The organism is Exiguobacterium abrahamii (assembly GCF_015645365.1).
In the GTDB taxonomy this organism is placed as follows: Bacteria; Bacillota; Bacilli; order Exiguobacteriales; family Exiguobacteriaceae; genus Exiguobacterium_A; species Exiguobacterium_A abrahamii.
In genome coordinates, this window is record NZ_JADOYC010000001.1 from 229,110 (window position 1) to 246,612 (window position 17,503).

The 17,503-nt window shown below is 49.3% G+C and carries 13 protein-coding genes and 1 riboswitch; of the genes, 8 read left to right on the top strand and 5 right to left on the bottom strand.

Going from position 1 to position 17,503, the window contains the following annotated elements; translation table 11 throughout:
- Positions 1-77: 77 nt before the first annotated feature.
- Positions 78-989 (top strand): Gfo/Idh/MocA family protein, encoded by a 912-nt coding sequence (locus ITJ88_RS01150; protein WP_195864441.1) that lies wholly within the window; start codon positions 78-80, stop codon positions 987-989.
- Between the two features lie 66 nt (positions 990-1,055).
- Here ITJ88_RS01150 and ITJ88_RS01155 read toward each other — a convergent pair whose 3' ends face one another.
- Both ITJ88_RS01155 and ITJ88_RS01160 read right to left on the bottom strand, forming a co-directional pair.
- Positions 1,056-1,637, bottom strand: coding sequence for a hypothetical protein (locus ITJ88_RS01155; protein WP_230088499.1), 582 nt, complete (start codon positions 1,635-1,637; stop codon positions 1,056-1,058).
- Between the two features lie 35 nt (positions 1,638-1,672).
- The gene (locus ITJ88_RS01160; protein ID WP_195864443.1) at positions 1,673-2,362 is read right to left on the bottom strand and encodes a hypothetical protein; all 690 of its coding nucleotides are present in this window, start codon (positions 2,360-2,362) and stop codon (positions 1,673-1,675) included.
- Positions 2,363-2,493: 131 nt separating this feature from the next.
- Between ITJ88_RS01160 and ITJ88_RS01165 the strand changes: the two genes are divergently transcribed.
- The gene (locus tag ITJ88_RS01165) at positions 2,494-3,567 is read left to right on the top strand and encodes a glycerate kinase (RefSeq protein ID WP_195864444.1); all 1,074 of its coding nucleotides are present in this window, start codon (positions 2,494-2,496) and stop codon (positions 3,565-3,567) included.
- Between the two features lie 63 nt (positions 3,568-3,630).
- Entirely contained in the window at positions 3,631-4,200 is a 570-nt protein-coding gene (locus ITJ88_RS01170; protein ID WP_195864445.1) for a hypothetical protein, read from the top strand.
- Positions 4,201-4,247: 47 nt separating this feature from the next.
- Here ITJ88_RS01170 and ITJ88_RS01175 read toward each other — a convergent pair whose 3' ends face one another.
- Positions 4,248-4,727: a glutathione peroxidase gene (locus ITJ88_RS01175; protein WP_058704508.1), complete on the bottom strand. Its 480-nt coding sequence runs from the start codon at positions 4,725-4,727 to the stop codon at positions 4,248-4,250.
- A 170-nt stretch (positions 4,728-4,897) separates the two neighbouring features.
- Between ITJ88_RS01175 and ITJ88_RS01180 the strand changes: the two genes are divergently transcribed.
- From ITJ88_RS01180 to ITJ88_RS01205, 5 genes are all read left to right on the top strand, one after another.
- Positions 4,898-5,092 carry a hypothetical protein gene (locus tag ITJ88_RS01180; RefSeq protein ID WP_029342614.1) on the top strand — a complete coding sequence of 65 codons (195 nt, stop codon included), beginning with the start codon at positions 4,898-4,900 and terminating at the stop codon, positions 5,090-5,092.
- Positions 5,093-5,333: 241 nt separating this feature from the next.
- A riboswitch (cyclic di-AMP (ydaO/yuaA leader) is annotated at positions 5,334-5,487 on the top strand.
- 325 nt (positions 5,488-5,812) lie between these two features.
- Positions 5,813-7,453 carry a potassium-transporting ATPase subunit KdpA gene (kdpA, locus tag ITJ88_RS01190; protein WP_195864446.1) on the top strand — a complete coding sequence of 547 codons (1,641 nt, stop codon included), beginning with the start codon at positions 5,813-5,815 and terminating at the stop codon, positions 7,451-7,453.
- Between the two features lie 20 nt (positions 7,454-7,473).
- A complete protein-coding gene (gene kdpB, locus ITJ88_RS01195; RefSeq protein ID WP_370567787.1) occupies positions 7,474-9,540 on the top strand; it encodes a potassium-transporting ATPase subunit KdpB in 2,067 nt (688 codons plus the stop codon).
- Positions 9,541-9,554: 14 nt separating this feature from the next.
- The gene (kdpC, locus tag ITJ88_RS01200) at positions 9,555-10,076 is read left to right on the top strand and encodes a K(+)-transporting ATPase subunit C (protein WP_047392976.1); all 522 of its coding nucleotides are present in this window, start codon (positions 9,555-9,557) and stop codon (positions 10,074-10,076) included.
- Positions 10,073-11,161 (top strand): universal stress protein, encoded by a 1,089-nt coding sequence (locus ITJ88_RS01205; protein ID WP_195864448.1) that lies wholly within the window; start codon positions 10,073-10,075, stop codon positions 11,159-11,161. The genes kdpC and ITJ88_RS01205 overlap by 4 nt, the downstream gene beginning before the upstream one ends.
- Positions 11,162-11,475: 314 nt before the next feature.
- Here ITJ88_RS01205 and ITJ88_RS01210 read toward each other — a convergent pair whose 3' ends face one another.
- Both ITJ88_RS01210 and ITJ88_RS01215 read right to left on the bottom strand, forming a co-directional pair.
- Entirely contained in the window at positions 11,476-15,066 is a 3,591-nt protein-coding gene (locus ITJ88_RS01210) for an SH3 domain-containing protein (protein WP_195864449.1), read from the bottom strand.
- A 201-nt stretch (positions 15,067-15,267) separates the two neighbouring features.
- On the bottom strand, positions 15,268-17,298 hold the full coding sequence (locus ITJ88_RS01215) for a thioredoxin domain-containing protein (protein WP_230088500.1): 2,031 nt from the start codon (positions 17,296-17,298) through the stop codon (positions 15,268-15,270).
- Positions 17,299-17,503: the final 205 nt, after the last annotated feature.

Below are 17,503 nucleotides of genomic sequence, written 5' to 3' on the forward strand. Positions count from 1 at the left end.
CGAGCTGATTTCCATCTTTTCGTGTCAATTGACGTATCATAGGGAATGTAAGCAACAGAGGAAAAGGAGGAGTTCACATGAAATTAGCAGTCATCGGTCTAGGGGACATCGCACAAAAAGCCTACTTACCCGTCTATGCCGAACGATCCGATATCGAGGTGTATCTGATCTCGCGAGATGAAGAGAAAGCAAAACGATTGCAAGCAGCCTATCGCTTTGCAGGAACATACGCGACGTTTGCTGACGCCGTACAGGAGGGGATCGATGCGGTCATGATTCATTCAGCGACTGTCGTCCATGCGGAGCAGGCACGGCAAGCGCTTGAAGCAGGAATCGCCGTCTACGTGGATAAGCCGGTCTCGATGGAAATCGAAGAGATTCGTGAACTGACACGTCTGTCAGAGGAGAAACAGTTACCATTCATCACGGGATTCAATCGACGCTTCGCTTCAGCGCATCAGCGCTTGCTTGAGGTCAACGATCCGAATCTCGTCCTCATGCAAAAGAATCGGACGTCGTTCATCGAGGACGCTAAGCCGTTTCTGTTCGACGACTTCATTCATGTCGCGGATACGCTGCGTTTCTTGACAGGACGCGGTGAGATTGAAGACCTACATGTCAAGAGTAAGCAAGACGCAAGCGGTCTGCATCACGTAACGATTCAATTCGTCTCAAACGGTATCACGGCAATCGGTGTCATGAACCGCAATAACGGCATCACGGAAGAACGCGTCGAAGTGATGGGACCGGAAGAAAAACGAATCGCAACGGATGTGACGACACTCGATCAATTGACGAAACAAGGTACGCTTCGGTATCCGCTCGATAACTGGGAAGCGACGCTAAAGCGTCGTGGATTCGTTGATATGCTGGATGCGTTCCTTCGGACAGTCAAAGGGGAACCGTCCGAGTCGGTCGTAGCTTCTGACAGCCTCGCGACACATGAATTATGTCAACAGGTGTATGAGCAGGTTCAAGCAACACGTTAAATTAAAATCATAAAAAAACGCCGCTTCGCTCGAGAATCGTCTCAAGTAAAGCGGCGTTTTTACTGGTTATTTATCTGACATTTGTTTGAGTTGATAGATTCGCTTACCGCCTGGTCCTTCGAACGTCACGCGGAGTGTCGAACGGACGAAGCGATAGCTGACTTGTCCTCCAGATAAATTGACACGAGCAGAGAAATCCGGTTCAAAACGAATGATTTCTTCGTCGTTTCGGAGTGCATCCGGGAGACCGAACTGATCAAAGCGAAGCGTCGCGATGAACGTATCTTGCTCGTCAAAAGAGACATGGATGCGCCCGGTTCCATCGAACGGCTCGTCTTCGAGCGTACTTCGTTCGACTTCATACGTACCTTCGAACTGTTTGACCTGTTGTAACATTTCTCTTGCACTGAGAGCAATGGCTTCTGCTCGTTTTCGGACAGGGTGATCCGTTGCGAGTTGAAGACGTTCGATCGCCTCCGCCGTTTTTAAGACATCACGCAGTTGATAACCGGCAAGCTGTCGCTCAAGCTGAACCATCAGCCGAGCAGCCGGTTCGTCGATGTCTTGTTTCGATTGTTCGACGGCGCGGGTGTAAGTTTGCTGTTCGAGCTGTTCTTGAATCTTGGATGTTTCGGGCGAACATGCCATCAGGAGACAAAGGGGCAGACAGAGGAGCACTCGTTTCATGAAGTCACCTCCGTTCGATTGACATCAATGATTTGCAGATGATCCGTATGCACTTTCAAACGATAATGGACGCGGTAGGTCACAGGCGTTGCACCCGTTGCTGTCGCGATTTGATACGTTTCCTGTGTACGCAAGTGATACGTGGTGCCTTTTGACGTGAATTTTTGGAATGTCACGGCAAGAACACTTGGAGCGACAGGAGCATCAACGGCATTCGTCAACCGCTCGAGATGATCGAACTCGGATTCGAACACCTTCAAGGTCGTAAACTGGATGGCGGAAAACGTCTCGATGGAATCGTATTTCTTGGAATACGTCGCAAGCTCTGGAATCGTTCGTGTGTATTGGCGGACGAAACGAAGGACATCATAGGATGTCGGAGGCCGATCTTTCGAATACGTTTGATTGTAAGCCGTTTGTTCATCGGACCATTCAGAAAGAGCGAGTGCTTCGACGCTAGGCGTCTGACCGGCTTCCGGCGAAGCAGGATCTTTTAACGAATACCACAGGAAACCCGCCCCTCCGACGAGAAAGAGCAAAAGACAGGTGCTGATGAGCCAAGTCCGTGAAGAGGACGGAGCGGGTGGTTCAGCTGGTCGTTCTTTCTTGATGACAGGATGTTGGCAATGAGAACAAGTCGTATCGTGTTGACGAAGTGGTGTACCACATAACGAACAGCGTTCCATGAAATAAGACCTCCTGTGTATGTAAAATGAAATGTCAAATAAGGTAATGGTAATTTGAAATTAGTATCATCGTAACATTAATTGGAAACGCAATCAAAACTTGATATGAGTTTTTTAGGGGGAATGTACAGATGGGACGTCACTTGATTTTGATGGATGCATTCAAAGGGAGTATTTCTTCGAAAGAGGCGGCAGAAGCGGTCGCCTCCGGAATCCGAGCGTATGATCCGACAGCGATCATCGATTCTTCGCCTGTTGCGGACGGCGGGGAGGGAACGCTCGATGTCTATCTCGCACTCGGATATGACGTGAAGACGGCGATGACGATGGATTTGGCAGGTCGTCCGTGTGAAGTAGAGTACGCTGTCAAGGGTACTGACGCCGTCATCGAAGTCGCGCGTATTTGTGGACTGCCGATGCGGCGAAGAGAGGATGATCCCGTTCGAATGAATACGCGTGGTGTCGGTCGTTTGATTGCTCAGTTACGCGATCAGGGGATCACGCAGATCCGACTGGCTTTAGGCGGGACGGGTACGACGGATGGCGGACTCGGTTTGCTCGCGGAAGTCGGTTGTCGGCTTGAAGATGCCTCAGGTGTTCCGATTTCGTTTCAAACGAATCCGTTACTTGAGACGCATGCTATTCAATGCCCGGCGTATCCTGTTCAACTGGAAGCGCTCGTCGATGTGACAGCTCTTTATCATGGTCCAGATGGTCCAGCGTATCTGTTCGGTCCCCAAAAAGGACTGCTTTTAGAAGACATCGTAAAGCTTGATCAGCAACTTGAACGGATCGGACGGTTACTTGGACTGGAAAATGTTAAAGGAGCTGGAGCAGCCGGTGGACTCGGGGGAGCGGTCTATGCGCTGGGCGGCACGATCGTTCCGGGAGCCAAGACGATCTTGCAACATCTTCGCGTAGCAGAGCGGATGAAACAAGTCGATTATGTTTGGACGGGAGAAGGACGCGTTGACCGTCAAAGCCAAATCGGTAAGTTACCAGGTGAGGTCACGCGGATGGCGAAAGCAGCTGACGTTCCTTGTCTGATCCTTGCTGGAATCGTCGAAGAAAACATGCCGCAGGCACTCGATTGTCGCTCGATCCATGCCGGACAAGCAATCACGCTCGAGCGAGAACAGACGATGGCTCGTATGAGCGAACAAGCACGTAAGTGGCTCGGGGAACTTTCACTGAAACAGGGATGAAGTCGGAAAAGTTTGGGTAAATAACTGTATATTGCCATACTTTTAGAGAAGGTAGGTCATCGTATGATCAATCAATCGATTCAATTATCGTTTCGCCAAGTCCGAGCACTGGTCGAACATACCCTGCTATTATTCAAAGAGCTCGATCAACAATTAGCAAATCGTGGATACGAACCGATTCTCCCGGAAGTCGTCCAAACGGAACATGGTCTGAGCATCCATCAGACGAAGGAGAGTGCGGAGTCACTCGTGCCGCACTTTTTAACACGGACGTATGTCCGGCAACAAGAAAAAACGAACCAACATGGATTGCTGATCTCTGTTCAATATACGCATCCGCTCCATGAACGATTCGATCCGGTCGTCCTCGTCGGCGATGTTGCGTTCAAGCAAGCAAAACATGCGCAAAAAATCTTAAGTGAAAAGTCGTGGCTCCTGAAATACGCAGCTTTTGAATCTACGATTGCGCAAGAGTTCGTTGCCGATGGTACACGCTATACGACGCAACCGATTGAAGAAATCGAAGAGCTGATCGTCTGGGGGCATCCGTTCACGGAAATGCGCGACATCGATGACGTCAAACGATTGGCGGAAGAGATGATCAGCCGTCATCTTGAGCCGGGGACAACATAAAAAATAAGCTTCCGTTCCTTCAAGAGAGAAGGAAGGAAGCTTGTTTTTTAGACTTGAACGAGTAATCGTTCGATTGCTGCCGTCAAATCAGTTGGATTCGTTTTTGGTGAGAACCGCGTCACTTCTCCATCACGGGTCACGAGGAATTTCGTGAAATTCCACTCGACGTCTGTTGCACCGTCCGTCGTTGGTGCTTGTGCTTTCAGTTCCTCAAATAGGGGATGTGCTTGCTCACCGTTGACATCGATTTTTGAGAAGACGGGGAATGTCACGCCGTAGTTGACTTGGCAGAACGACTGAATCTCCTCGTCCGTTCCCGGATCTTGATTCGCGAACTGATTACATGGGAAACCAAGTACAGTCAATCCTTGCGAACGATAGTCTTGATGCAATTGCTCGAGTCCTTCGAACTGTGGCGTTAAGCCACATTTGCTGGCTGTATTGACGATCAACCATGCTTGAGCTGGGTAGTCACTTAAGGATGCCGACGTTCCGTCGACGCGTTGAAATGAATGATCTTGTAACATATCGATTCCCCCTTTTTAAGTACTTCTCCAGTGTAACAAATCCGTTTTCTCGTCGTCTTCTCTCGTTACTTGCGAGATGACAGAAACATCACAATCGGGTGTCATCGACGCTTTTTCGATGAATCTTTGTTACGATAAAAAGGAATATGGAAGGAAAGGAGAGATGCCACATGAGAAAAATGTTGAAACAATCGCGGTTCGTCATGATCGCGACGCTTTGTCTCGTCCTGGTCAGTAGTTGTATTACCTTACTGACGCTTGGGTTCGAACGCGATATTGTGATTCTTGTTTCTGGAGTGGTTGCCCTATGGGTGACGATGCTAGCTCCTTTGACGGTCCATGCCAAAATGAATCAGCAATCATAATCATTGTTTGTTCATGAAACCGCGGAACGATTCTCGCTAAAATGGAGCTCCTCCATTTTAGATGAAGGAATCGATTTCTGCGGTTTTTTTTCTTCTATAGCATAGAGGTGAAAAACGCTATTTTTCGAAAGTAAGTCATTAAAAAATCAGACTATTTTTTTTTCAACTTTTCTATTTACAACCTGAAAAAATCGGAGTAATATCCATCTCATCAACGAACACTAACATGTTAATGCTTCGATCTCAAAGTACGCCGAATTCATGATTGAAGCGGGGGACCCAACCGTCACGACACGTGACACGGGGTGAATCCTTTCCGAACGGGAAAGGTAGGGCGAATTCCTAGGTATGCCCGAATCCGACAGCTAACCTCGCAGGCGTTTTTAGGAGGGAACGACTCTTTTTCAGTATGCCAAAGTATAAAGGCGATGCTGGGGCCGTTTATTGCCTCACATCGTCTTTTTGTCGTATTTAATTGTAAAAATATTGAATAATATGGGGGTATTTTCATAATGGGAGAGCTGTGGAGTATCGTATTGCTTGCTTTCTTCTTCGGTACGACGTTCGGGATGATTCATCTAATCGAGCGTGTCCAGTGGAGAGCAGGTGACCGCAAATGACATGGTTTTTACTGGCGACGGGCTGCCTCGTCTTCTTGTATCTCGGTTATTGTCTGATGTATCCAGAAAAATTCTAATCGCATAGGGAGAAAAGAAAAACATGTGGACTCAATTCATGATCCAATTTTGGATCCTACTCGTCATCGCACTTTGCGCGGCGGTCTTGCTTGGTCGCTACATCGGGATATACTTCGCACCTGTCGCAGAACGTCGGGTCGATAAAATCGGTAAGGTCGAACGACGACTGTTGTTGTTACTCGGCGTTGATGAAAAGAAACACGATCAATCGTGGGTCGGCTATTCGAAAAGTTTGTTGCTTGTAAATATTTTCTTCTTCATCGGTGGTTATTTGCTACTTCGTTTCCAAGGCAGTCTACCCTTGAATCCGAACGGTGCTGTGAATCTCGATTGGTCGACAGCGCTCCATACGACGATCAGTTTCATGACGAACACCGATCAACAACACTATTCAGGCGAGGCACTCTCATATCTCTCGCAAACGTTCGTCCTTGGAACGATGTTGTTCGTCGCTCCAACGATGGCGTTCACGGTCTGTATCGCTGTCATTCGTGGTCTTGCGAACAAACCGCTCGGTAACTTCTATGCCGACTTCGTTCGCTTCATCTTGCGGGTCCTGATTCCGATTTCACTCGTGTTCGGGATGGTCATGATCGTCTTCGGTGTACCACAGACATTTGGTGGTGCGGTCAGCGTCACGACGCTCGAAGGAGCGAAGCAGTTGATTTACCGTGGACCGGTTGCTGCGTTTGAAGTCATCAAACAACTCGGGAACAACGGTGGTGGTTTCTTTGGTGTCAATGGTGCTCATCCATTCGAGAACCCGAACCAATTCGTCAACTTCATCCAGATGTTCTTGATGCTACTGATTCCGATGTCTCTTCCAATCGCATACGGAAAAATCATCGGTTTCGCGAAACAAGGGCGACTGTTCCTTGGTGTCATGACGCTTCTCTTCATCATGATGACGGTCGGGATGGCAGGGAGCTTACTTGCGAATCCAACGGCGCATGGTCAGGAATTACGATTTGGTCAAATCGGAACGGCGCTCTACAGTTCGATCACGACAGCAGCTGAAACCGGTGCGGTCAACGCGATGCATGACTCACTGCATCCACTTGCTGGATTGATCCAGCTCGGTAATATGATGCTCAACGTCGTTTACGGTGGAGCAGGTGCAGGATTCCTGAACGTTTTGCTTTACGCCTTCGTCGCAGTCTTCCTGACAGGTCTCTTGATCGGTCGGACACCGACGTTCCTCGGGAAGAAAATTGAAACGTTCGAAGTAAAGATGATCGCGATCGCGCTACTCGTGCCGCCCTTCCTGATTCTCGTCGGAACGGCAATCTCGATGTACGCTGCACCAGGCGTCGCCGGCATCTCGAACCCAGGCTATCATGGACTGTCGCAAGTCTTGTATGAGTTCACGTCCGCGACAGCGAACAACGGATCCGGTTTTGAAGGACTCGGCGACGCAAACGTCTACTGGAACGTCTCGACGTCATTCGCATTGTTCTTCGGACGCTACATCCCATTGATCTTGATGCTTGCAATCGTAGGTTCGCTTAAAGCGAAGCAATCGGTTCCGCAAGATGAATTTTCGTTTAAGACAGACACACCACTCTTCGGAACAGTCTTCCTCGGTACGGTCGTACTCGTCGGTGCATTGACATTCTTGCCAGTGCTCGTACTTGGACCGGTCGCGGATTGGCTGACGATGTGAACAGGAGATAAAAGCATATGATGGAACGAATCATGCATCCGACGCCCGAGGAACACCAACCGAACGGGGAGCCGGAACACCAAACGAAGTCAGCAATCAGTGGCTCGATCGCGCGTCAAGCGACGATCGATGCCTTTAAAAAATTAAATCCCATCAATATGGTCAAACAACCGATCATGTTCGTCGTCTGGATCGGCTGCTTGCTCGCAATCGGCTATACGATCTTCATTGATGAGATGCGTGGCTTTAACTTAACGGTCAGCATCATCCTTTTCCTGACGGTCTTGTTCGCAAACTTCGCGGAATCGATCGCGGAAGGACGCGGGAAAGCCCAGGCGGACTCATTGAAAGCGTCAAAAGCAGATGTCATGGCACGCAAACGTGTCGGACAACTGATTCAAAGCGTTTCGTCGGCGACTCTCCGCAAAGGCGATATCGTCTTCGTCCGAGCAGGAGAGTATGTACCGGGTGACGGTGAAATCATCAAAGGACTTGCTTCGATTGATGAATCAGCGATCACCGGTGAATCCGCACCGGTCATCAAGGAAGCGGGCGGTGATTTCTCCTCGGTCATCGGCGGAACACTCGTCGTCAGTGACGAGATCGAAGTTCGAATCACGAGCAATCCAGGTGAGTCATTCCTCGATCAGATGATTGCCCTCGTCGAAGGCGCAAGTCGTCAAAAGACACCAAACGAACTCGCGTTATCAACGCTCTTGACGAGCTTGACATTGATTTTCTTACTTGTCGTCATGACATTACCGGTCTTTACGAACTACCTTGGATTTGATCTGTCAGGTCCAATCTTGATCGCCTTACTCGTCTGTTTGATCCCGACGACGATCGGTGGCTTGCTGTCAGCAATCGGAATCGCCGGAATGGACCGAGTCACCCGCTTCAACGTCATCGCGATGAGCGGGAAGGCGGTCGAAGCAGCAGGCGATATCCAAACGATCATCCTGGACAAAACAGGAACGATCACGTTCGGGAACCGGATGGCGTCGGAGATCACGCCGGTCGGCGGGCGTACTGCTGAGCAGGCGTTTGAGGGGGCGATCCTCGCCTCACTCGCTGATGAGACACCAGAAGGACGTTCCGTTCTTGAACTCGCGGAACTTCGCGCGATGCTGGTGGAACAACACTGGTTAGATGGAGCGGAAATCGTACCGTTTCGAGCAGAGACACGGATGTCCGGACTCGACTTAAGAGATGGTCGCCGCGTACGCAAAGGGGCAGGGCAAGCGATTCAAGAATGGGTCAAGGAACAAGGCGGCGCCATTCCGAATGATTTGCAAGAGAAAGTAGATGCAGTCTCTCGTCTTGGCGGCACACCACTTGTCGTAGCGATCGACGCAACGATCCTTGGCGTCATCTATTTGAAAGATACGGTGAAACCGGGCATGCGCGAACGATTCGATCGGTTGCGTGAGATGGGAATCAAGACGGTCATGTGTACGGGTGACAACCCGTTGACGGCAGCAACGATTGCCCGCGAAGCAGGCGTCGATGATTTCGTTGCCGAATGTAAGCCGGAAGATAAGATTCGTGTCATCCAGCAAGAACAAGCAGCCGGTCACCTCGTCGCGATGACAGGAGACGGTACGAATGACGCACCAGCACTCGCTCAAGCTGATGTCGGTCTCGCGATGAACAGTGGGACACAAGCCGCAAAAGAAGCGGCGAACATGATCGATCTTGATTCGAACCCGACGAAGATCATCGAAGTCGTCGAAATCGGGAAACAGCTCTTGATGACACGAGGGGCATTGACGACATTCTCGATCGCAAACGATGTCGCGAAATATTTCGCGATCATCCCGGCAATGTTCATGGTGGCGATTCCACAGATGGAAGTGCTCAATATCATGCGTCTTGATTCCCCGACGAGTGCAATCTTGTCTGCCTTGATCTTCAATGCGATCATCATTCCGATGTTGATTCCGCTTGCGATGCGGGGGGTTACCTACAAACCGATGACGGCGGATCAATTACTCGGTCGTAACTTACTGATCTACGGTCTTGGCGGTGTCGTCGTTCCATTCATTGGGATTAAAATCATCGATGTCTTGCTTGCAAGCATCCTCTAAGGAGAAAACGAATCATGAAACAAGCCATTCGTGTGACGGTCTTCGTCGCAGCGTTATGCGGGATCGTCTTTCCCGCTTTATTGACTCTGTTCGGTCAACTACTCGTACCGGATAAAGCTGAAGGTTCTTTAGTACAAGAAAACGGAAAATTCATCGGATCGGAATTGATTGCCCAGCCGTTCACGTCGAAACAGTATTTTCACGGACGTCCATCAGCGGTCGATCAATTAGCGGGAGCGTCTGCTGGGGATAACCTAGCAGCATCGAACCCGGAGCTTGGCACGAAGATGGCGGAATTACAGAAACAGAACCAAGAGGACGGCGCTTCGCTTCCGGACGATGCCCTCGTGACATCCGGTTCTGGCTTCGATCCGCACATCTCAGTCGATTATGCTTTGGTTCAGGCGAAGCGTATCGCAACCGCGCGCGACCTGTCACGTGAAGAAGTACGGAAATTGATCACGAAGGAAGCGGGAACCCATGATTACGTTAATGTACTGCGCTTGAACTTAGCACTTGATCGGAGTAAGTCATGACACGAGGAAAGCTGAAGCTGTACATCGGCTCAGCTCCTGGTGTCGGAAAGACGTATAAGATGCTTGCCGATGCACGAACATTGACGCTTGAGGGCAAGGATGTCGTCATCGGTCTGATTGAGACGCATGGTCGAAAAGAGACGGCGGAGATGGTCGGGCAACTCGAACAAGTCCCGCTACTTGAAGTCGTCTATAAGGACAAGACATTCCCCGAGGTGAACGTGGACGCGATCATTGCCCGTCGCCCGGATATCGTACTGATCGATGAACTGGCGCATACGAATGCGCCAGGATCGGTACGAAAGAAACGCTATCAAGATGTCGCAGCATTGCTTGAAGCGGGAATCAATGTCTATTCGGCCGTCAACATCCAGCATTTCGAAAGCTTGCTCTTTAAAGTCAAAGAAGTGACGGGTGTCGAAGTGCGGGAACGCATCCCGGATCCGTTTCTCGGGGAAGCCGATGAGATTCTACTCGTCGATGTCACGCCACAGACGTTACGGGAACGACTCGAGCAAGGAAAGATCTATAAGAAGGAAAAGATTGAACAGAGCTTGAATTCGTTCTTTTCGCTTCAGAATCTTGCGAGCTTACGTGAGTTATCGCTACGTCAGGTCGCAGACGAAGTCGACGATCAAGTCTATCAATCACGCTTGTTGATTGAAAAGGATCCGGCGTCGCTACAAGAACGGATTCTCGTCTGCATCCAGCTCAACGACAACGCACGGAAGTTGATCTATCGCGGCTTTCGCATGGCAAGTCGTCTAAAAGCGGATCTTTATGTGCTGACGATTTTACCAGCAGCGGAAAATCAATTGAATGCGAAACAAAAAGAAGTCTTAGCGATGGTACGCGAGAGTGGTTCCTTGTTCGGAGCAGAGGTGCTGATCCGAATCCAAGGGGAGCGCTCGATCGCCCAAGCGATCACGGCAGCTGCCAAGCATCATCGCATCACCCAAATCGTCCTCGGTCAATCTGCGCGGACCCGTTGGCAGGAAGTCCGGCGTGGATCGATCATCAATGAAATCATGCGTCATGTTCGCGGGATTGATATTCAAATCGTTGCCGATGACATGGAACGCTAGGGGAGCCCTTCCGCGTAAATGCAGGGGTTCTCTTCGAAGTTTGTCGTTTCACAAGACGAACGAGTCGGTCATTCTCCCTTTCCTCAGGCGGGAGGTAAGCCGCGGCATCCCCGCATTTGATGCGGTCTGCCGGGTCTTACCTAACCCTGACGAAAGTGCTGAGCGCGCTTTCTCATCCTGTAGGAGTGGAGGATGACTTTTTTCGTTCTACATCAATCAAAAAGGAAAGACCGTTCCAGTGAAGTCACTAGAACGGTCTTTCCTTTTTTGTTGGAATCATTTCGTTGATTCAAATACTCAGCTTCATCGTCTCCTTAACGAGCGAAGACCGGAATATCGAAGGTTGCCGTATAGCTATCCATCTGTTGATAGAGTGAATAGATCCGTGACGTCTGTTTGACGGCCCATCCCATGTCTGTTGCGTACTGATGGCTGCCAGGGCGCATCGGACTCCAACGCATTTTGTAAAGCGTATTTTGTCCATAGACATTGTGGATGTACTTCGTACTGATGAATTCAGCACCACCGACAATCGCGGCTTCTGGAGTGAACCAACCTTGACTGTACGCATAAGCAGCACCGGTGTTGATTGCATCGTAATCATACGCACCAATGCCGTACATGTTGTAGACTTTGCGTCCCTTCCATGTCACACCCATCGCAAGTGTCGATTTTCCGTTACCTGTCTCAAGCAAAGCGTGGGAGATCAAGTAAGCTTCGTTGACGCTGTACTTTTGACCAGCATCGATGAACGCTTGACCACAACTACCATTGCTACACTTGTTAAAGATTCCTTCACCTTTCGTCACGTTCGCTAACATCTTATCGAGTGTCGCAGGTGTTGCACCTGTTGTTTTCGATAAATCAAGGAACTGATAGAAGTCTGAAGAATTTCGGTCGACCTTGAGTGGATCAGCAGCGTTACGGACGTCTGTTTCGAGTGCATTTAACCACTGGATCGTCGAATAATTCGTTGCGTTCGAATAGACACGTGGATACGTCGTATAGAAGCCACTGACGGATTGATAGACACGAATCATTCGACCAGGCTGGAACTGACCATAGACGTGACTGGCTGTCGAAGCGCCTGAACGAATGTTGAGCGGTGTCGTCGCTGTGACAGTCGCAATCGTTCCATTGACGGGATCGAGTGCACCACCGAGACGGACGTAACCCGTACTGACGTACATCAATTTGTTTTTGTAGATATCCGTTTGCGGTGGTGGATTCAGTTTCATCTGTGCGCTGATGAAGTTATCGAACGTATATGGTGTCGCGACGGAGTTATAGACGTTTAATTTAGAAGAAGTCGTCACGAACGCCCCCTTATACGCATATCCACTTTTGCCATCGTAGGAAATCTTATACCAATCACCGATTTGACCAGAGACGGTGACGACGAGATTTTGAGGAATCGTCTTGATGACATTGTATGAGCTACCGACGTAAGAGCGTAAAGCAACGTTTGATGTAGCCCGTACGTACAATTTTTGTTTTGCTTCGTATTTGATTGATGAGGTATTTTGTCCGGTGCGGATATAACCCGTTTTGCCATCAATCGTTACTTTGTGCCACGAGGTGTTCGTGTACGACGTGATCAAAGAAGATGTGTAATAGACATTTCCGAACGAAAGTGTTGTTACAGTTGCTGCTTGATCGTCCGGTGCTTGTTTGACGACAAGTGATTGATTCGCCAAGAATCGTGCACCCGTAATCTTTTTCGTTTCCGTGTACGGTGTCAGTGTTGATTTTAAGACATAGCCGTTTTTACCAGCGTAGCTGATTTTTAACCACTGATCGAGACTACCTGTTACTTGAACGACGGCTGCTTTTGGCAGCTTCGTCACCGTCGCATAAGCTGAACCGGCATCCGACTGGAGTGTCGTATCCGTCGTCGCTTGATAGCGGTGGTTATTGACGCTTTCGTATGTGACAGGTGAACCTTGATTGATTTGGATGTAACCGGTTTTCCCATCAACCGTCAGGCGATGCCATTGCTCTGAACGACCAGTCGTGACGACTTGATTCGTCGTGTAGACATCTCCAGAAGAGAGGCGAACAAGAGTGTCAGCTGTCGCTTGGTGCGACGTTTTTACTTCGACGGTACGTCCAAGGCGATAAGAAGAAGATGGAATCGATTGCGTCATGACTTTTTCCTTAGCGTAACGTGAAGCGATATAACCTGTTTTCCCGTTGTACGTCACACGATACCAATCATCGATCATTCCAGTGACCGTGATGCTCGTACCAGAAGGAATCGTTTTGACGGTCGCGTAAGTGTTTCCAGCATATGAACGTAGAGGCGTCGAAGTCGTCGTCTGCATGACGATCCGGTCCGATTGATAACGAACGCTCTTCCCTTGACCGACAGGAATGTAGCCGGTCTTTCCATCCTTGCTCACACGATGCCATTGCTGACCGTTTGACGTCACGAGTTGTGTCGTGTAGTAGATATCACCGCTCTGTAGTGTTTCAAGCGTGGATGCTTTTGCATCTGGTGAAGATTTGATCGAAACCGCTTTTTCAAGCTCAAAGCGTGCACCTGCAATTTTCTGCTTCGTTGCAAGCGTCGTAAAGGTGCTAGAAGCAGCATATCCCGTTTTACCGTTATAACTGACCCGGTACCAATTGCCGATCCGTCCGGAAATCTTGATGATCGTATTGCTCGGGATCGTTTGTACTGTTGCATATGATGGACCTGCATACGAGCGGATCGTTGTTGCGGCTGTCGTTTTCAATGAAAGGTTTGATTGTGACTCGTAAGCGATAGGTGTTGCCTGATTCGCTAATACGAAGCCGGTTTTACCTTCCTTCGATACTTGATACCATGTTTCACCGAGTGGATTCGTCACACGTGTCTTCGTGTAGTAGACGTTTCCGGCACTTAGTGTCGCAAGTGTTTTTCCATTAGTTGCAGGTGTCGTCTTGATGGCGAGTGATGCTGTCAACAGGAAGCGTGAAGACGGAAGCTTCGTCTTTTCTGTGTACTCTGCCAATGTAGCGGATAAGACATAACCCGTCTTACCAGCGTATGTGACTTGATGATACGTTGCTGTCTTAGCGCTTGATGTGACAATCGTGCCTTTCGGAAGACTGGCTAAGCTGTTCTTCGCTTCCGCTTGGCTGTAAAGGGGTGTCACACTTTTCGTCTGATACCGTGTTTTTGGGATCAGGGTCACACTTTGCTTTTCAGAAGAGGCGAACGCATCTTGGTGCATGTAGCCTTTTTTCCCATCGTACTGGACGCTGACCCAGTCCTCGATCCGACCGACGATTTTGACGTCTTTTCCAGATGGAATGGTCTGAACTTTTGGATAACCAGTTCCAGCGTATTGGCGCAAGATATAAGCGTCGACCGTTCTTGACGTCGTGTTCGTCACCTTTTTATAGGCAACTGCTTTTGCACCGGCAGCGACATAGCCCGTCTTCCCATCATATTTGACGCGGTACCATGTTTCGCCATATGGATTCGTCACACGTTGTGACGTGTAGTACACATCCTCTTCGTTCAACGTACCGATCGTCGCTGCAGTATCCACTGCCGTCTTTTTGATCGGTGTTTTTTTGAGGACGAGGTAGCGCTGCCCAGAAACGGTTTGTTTCTTTTCGTACAGCGTGAGGTATTTCGACGCGACATATCCCGTTTTACCAGCGTACGTCACTCTTCTGAAATAGCCAGAAGCAGAGGTGTACGTGGATGAAACGACAGTTCCGGTCTTGATCGTCAACAAGCGTTTCCGAGAAGATGCCGTCTTGTCGTACAGATAACTATCGGTAGACAGACGGTAGGTCGTTGCTTTCGTCGTCGCTGCTTCAGCTACAGGTAAAGATGTTAAAACGATGCTGAAAACGATGAGAAAGCTCGCGAACACCTTCAAGGTCTTCGAGAATGATGTCGTGTTCAAAGTATCTTTCCTCCTAGTAGATATTCGTCCGGATGGACGGAATCGGCTTCTAGGATGTCTAAGTCTAAGTTGTGGAATCTATTGCCTATCCTTACTATCGACAATATCGGATTTTTATGAATAAGATATTGAATTATTTTGAAAAAAGGGGTCTGGTTTTTTGAAAAACCCTCCTGTTTGTTTAAACAAGAGGGGATAAGGTCAGATGTTGAGACGAGCGAGGAGTTCTGTCAGGTTCGTCGTTGGTCGTTCACATGAAAAATCATGACAGAGATAAGCGGTAGGTACGTTGGGTTCAGGATAATCTGCGAGCAGCGGTACAAGCGGTAGAAGGTCACACTTCGTCCCAATCAACAAGGCGACTTCCGGTAAGCGCATCTGTTGCAGATGATTGATTTCAATTGGGATCTCCGACTCTTCAGGAATCAAGATGATCAATTCCTTCGGTTCCATCTGCCGATAGGTGAACGTACTGACGAGTGAGGCAAAGCCCGTTGGTTGTTGCTCGACTTCTTCGACTAATGCCGCAAGAGCCCGTTCGGCACTTTCCTGATAGACGAGATTTCCGGTGAGGCGACTGAGCGTGAAGAAGGCATGTAAGGCAACGCTGTTTCCGGCAGGTGTAACCCCATCATACAGATCAAGTGGACGAACGAGTAGCTCGTCGGAGCGTGAAGATGTCAGATAAAAATAGCCATCTGCTGTCTGGAACTGATCTTGTAGCACATCTGCAAGTGCTAAAGCTTCCTCTAGATGAAGCGCCCGTCGTGTTGATTGAAACAGTTCAAGATGTGCGTCAATCAAATAAGCGTAGTCATCGAGGAATCCGTGTCCGGTCGCTTGTCCTTCGCGGTAATGAACGGCAAGTTGCTGTTCGGTACGAACGAATCGTTCAAGTGATGCCATCGCACGCGTTGCGATGCGTGTATAATACGGTTCATTAAAGATGCGACCAGCTTTAGCGAACGTCGAGATCATCATCGCGTTCCACGATGTCAAGCGCTTATCGTCACGAAACGGACGCGGACGTTCATTTCGCGCACGAAGAAGAATTTGTCGCTCGCGTTCGAGTTGCGCCGCTGTCTCAGCAGGCGACAAGTGAACAGAACGTGCGAATGTCTCGAGTGTTCGTCCCGTCCGGTAAAAGACGTTTCGTCCTTCGAAATTTCCTGACGGTGAAGCATGATAGAAGCGCGGGAACAGTGCGCCTGATCCGAGTAAGTCCGTCAGTTCAGTTGCTGTGAACGTATAATAATGCCCTTCGCCCCCATCGCTGTCCGCATCCAGTGCGGCGTAGAAGGTACCGTCCGGGGCAGTCATCTCATGCTCTGTGAACGATAGGACTTCTTCCGCGTAACGTCGGAAGCGGATTTGTCCAGTCACTTGATACGTCTCGATGCATAAGGTCGCGAACCAAGCATTGTCGTACAGCATTTTCTCAAAATGAGGAATCAGCCATTCGGCATCGACCGTATAGCGGAATAAACCGTAGCCGACTTGATCGGTCATCCCACCGTCACGCATCGCGATCAATGATCGCATGACCATATGGAGCGCCGTCTCGTCTTCCGCGAATTGATAATAATCAAGCAAGAAACGAAGCAGGGCGGGCGACGGAAATTTCGGTGCCTCGCCAAATCCACCATGTTGACGGTCGAATTGACGCATCGCCTGATCAAAGGTCTCGTGAATGATGGATTCATTCCAAGTATGGGTAGACGTCGCAGGCTGCAATACGTCGCGAAGTGTTTGCGACATGTTCTGACCGACTTGTGCGATTTTCTCTGGTGAACGGCGGAATTGTTCGCTGAGTTGAAGTGTCACTTGACGAAAACTCGGACGGTTGAACTGAGGCGTCTTCGGAAAATACGTACCGATATAAAACGGTTGCTGGTCCGCTGTCATGAAGACACTCAGTGGCCAGCCGCCTTGTCCGTTCATGACTTGAGCCGCCGTCATATACAAGTGGTCGATGTCAGGACGTTCTTCCCGGTCGACCTTGATTGCGATGTAGCGTTCGTTCAAGAGGCGTGCCGTTTCTTCATCCTCAAAGCTTTCGTGAGACAGCACATGGCACCAATGGCACGTCGAATAACCAATTGATAAAAAGATCGGCTTGCCGCTTTCCCGAGCGGCAGTGAAGGCATCTTCGCCCCACGGGTACCAATCGACAGGCTGATGAGCGTGTTGCAATAGGTAGGGACTCGTTTCATGGATAAGTCGATTCGACATGATGGATTTCCCTCGTTTCTTCTATAGTAATGAGTCCTCTTCACGATACTCGGCTTTTACGGCAGGTGCAACTCCAATTCTAAGACAGGAGAAAACGATTTTTAAAAAGAAAGATTGACTTTATAAAAGAAAGTGTGATAGATTGGTATAAGTCATGAATCGGGGATGATCACTCATGTGAGAATCTTCAATCCATATCATACAA

Bases quoted from the DNA above. Each gene is read 5' to 3' on its own strand.
- ITJ88_RS01170 (WP_195864445.1), top strand. From the start codon at position 3,631: ATGATCAATCAATCGATTCAATTATCGTTTCGCCAAGTCCGAGCACTG.
- ITJ88_RS01165 (WP_195864444.1), top strand. From the start codon at position 2,494: ATGGGACGTCACTTGATTTTGATGGATGCATTCAAAGGGAGTATTTCT.
- ITJ88_RS01215 (WP_230088500.1), bottom strand. From the start codon at position 17,298: ATGTCGAATCGACTTATCCATGAAACGAGTCCCTACCTATTGCAACAC.
- ITJ88_RS01155 (WP_230088499.1), bottom strand. From the start codon at position 1,637: ATGGCATGTTCGCCCGAAACATCCAAGATTCAAGAACAGCTCGAACAG.
- ITJ88_RS01160 (WP_195864443.1), bottom strand. From the start codon at position 2,362: ATGGAACGCTGTTCGTTATGTGGTACACCACTTCGTCAACACGATACG.
- kdpA (WP_195864446.1), top strand. From the start codon at position 5,813: ATGTGGACTCAATTCATGATCCAATTTTGGATCCTACTCGTCATCGCA.
- ITJ88_RS01150 (WP_195864441.1), top strand. From the start codon at position 78: ATGAAATTAGCAGTCATCGGTCTAGGGGACATCGCACAAAAAGCCTAC.
- ITJ88_RS01175 (WP_058704508.1), bottom strand. From the start codon at position 4,727: ATGTTACAAGATCATTCATTTCAACGCGTCGACGGAACGTCGGCATCC.
- kdpC (WP_047392976.1), top strand. From the start codon at position 9,555: ATGAAACAAGCCATTCGTGTGACGGTCTTCGTCGCAGCGTTATGCGGG.
- kdpB (WP_370567787.1), top strand. From the start codon at position 7,474: ATGGAACGAATCATGCATCCGACGCCCGAGGAACACCAACCGAACGGG.
- ITJ88_RS01205 (WP_195864448.1), top strand. From the start codon at position 10,073: ATGACACGAGGAAAGCTGAAGCTGTACATCGGCTCAGCTCCTGGTGTC.
- ITJ88_RS01180 (WP_029342614.1), top strand. From the start codon at position 4,898: ATGAGAAAAATGTTGAAACAATCGCGGTTCGTCATGATCGCGACGCTT.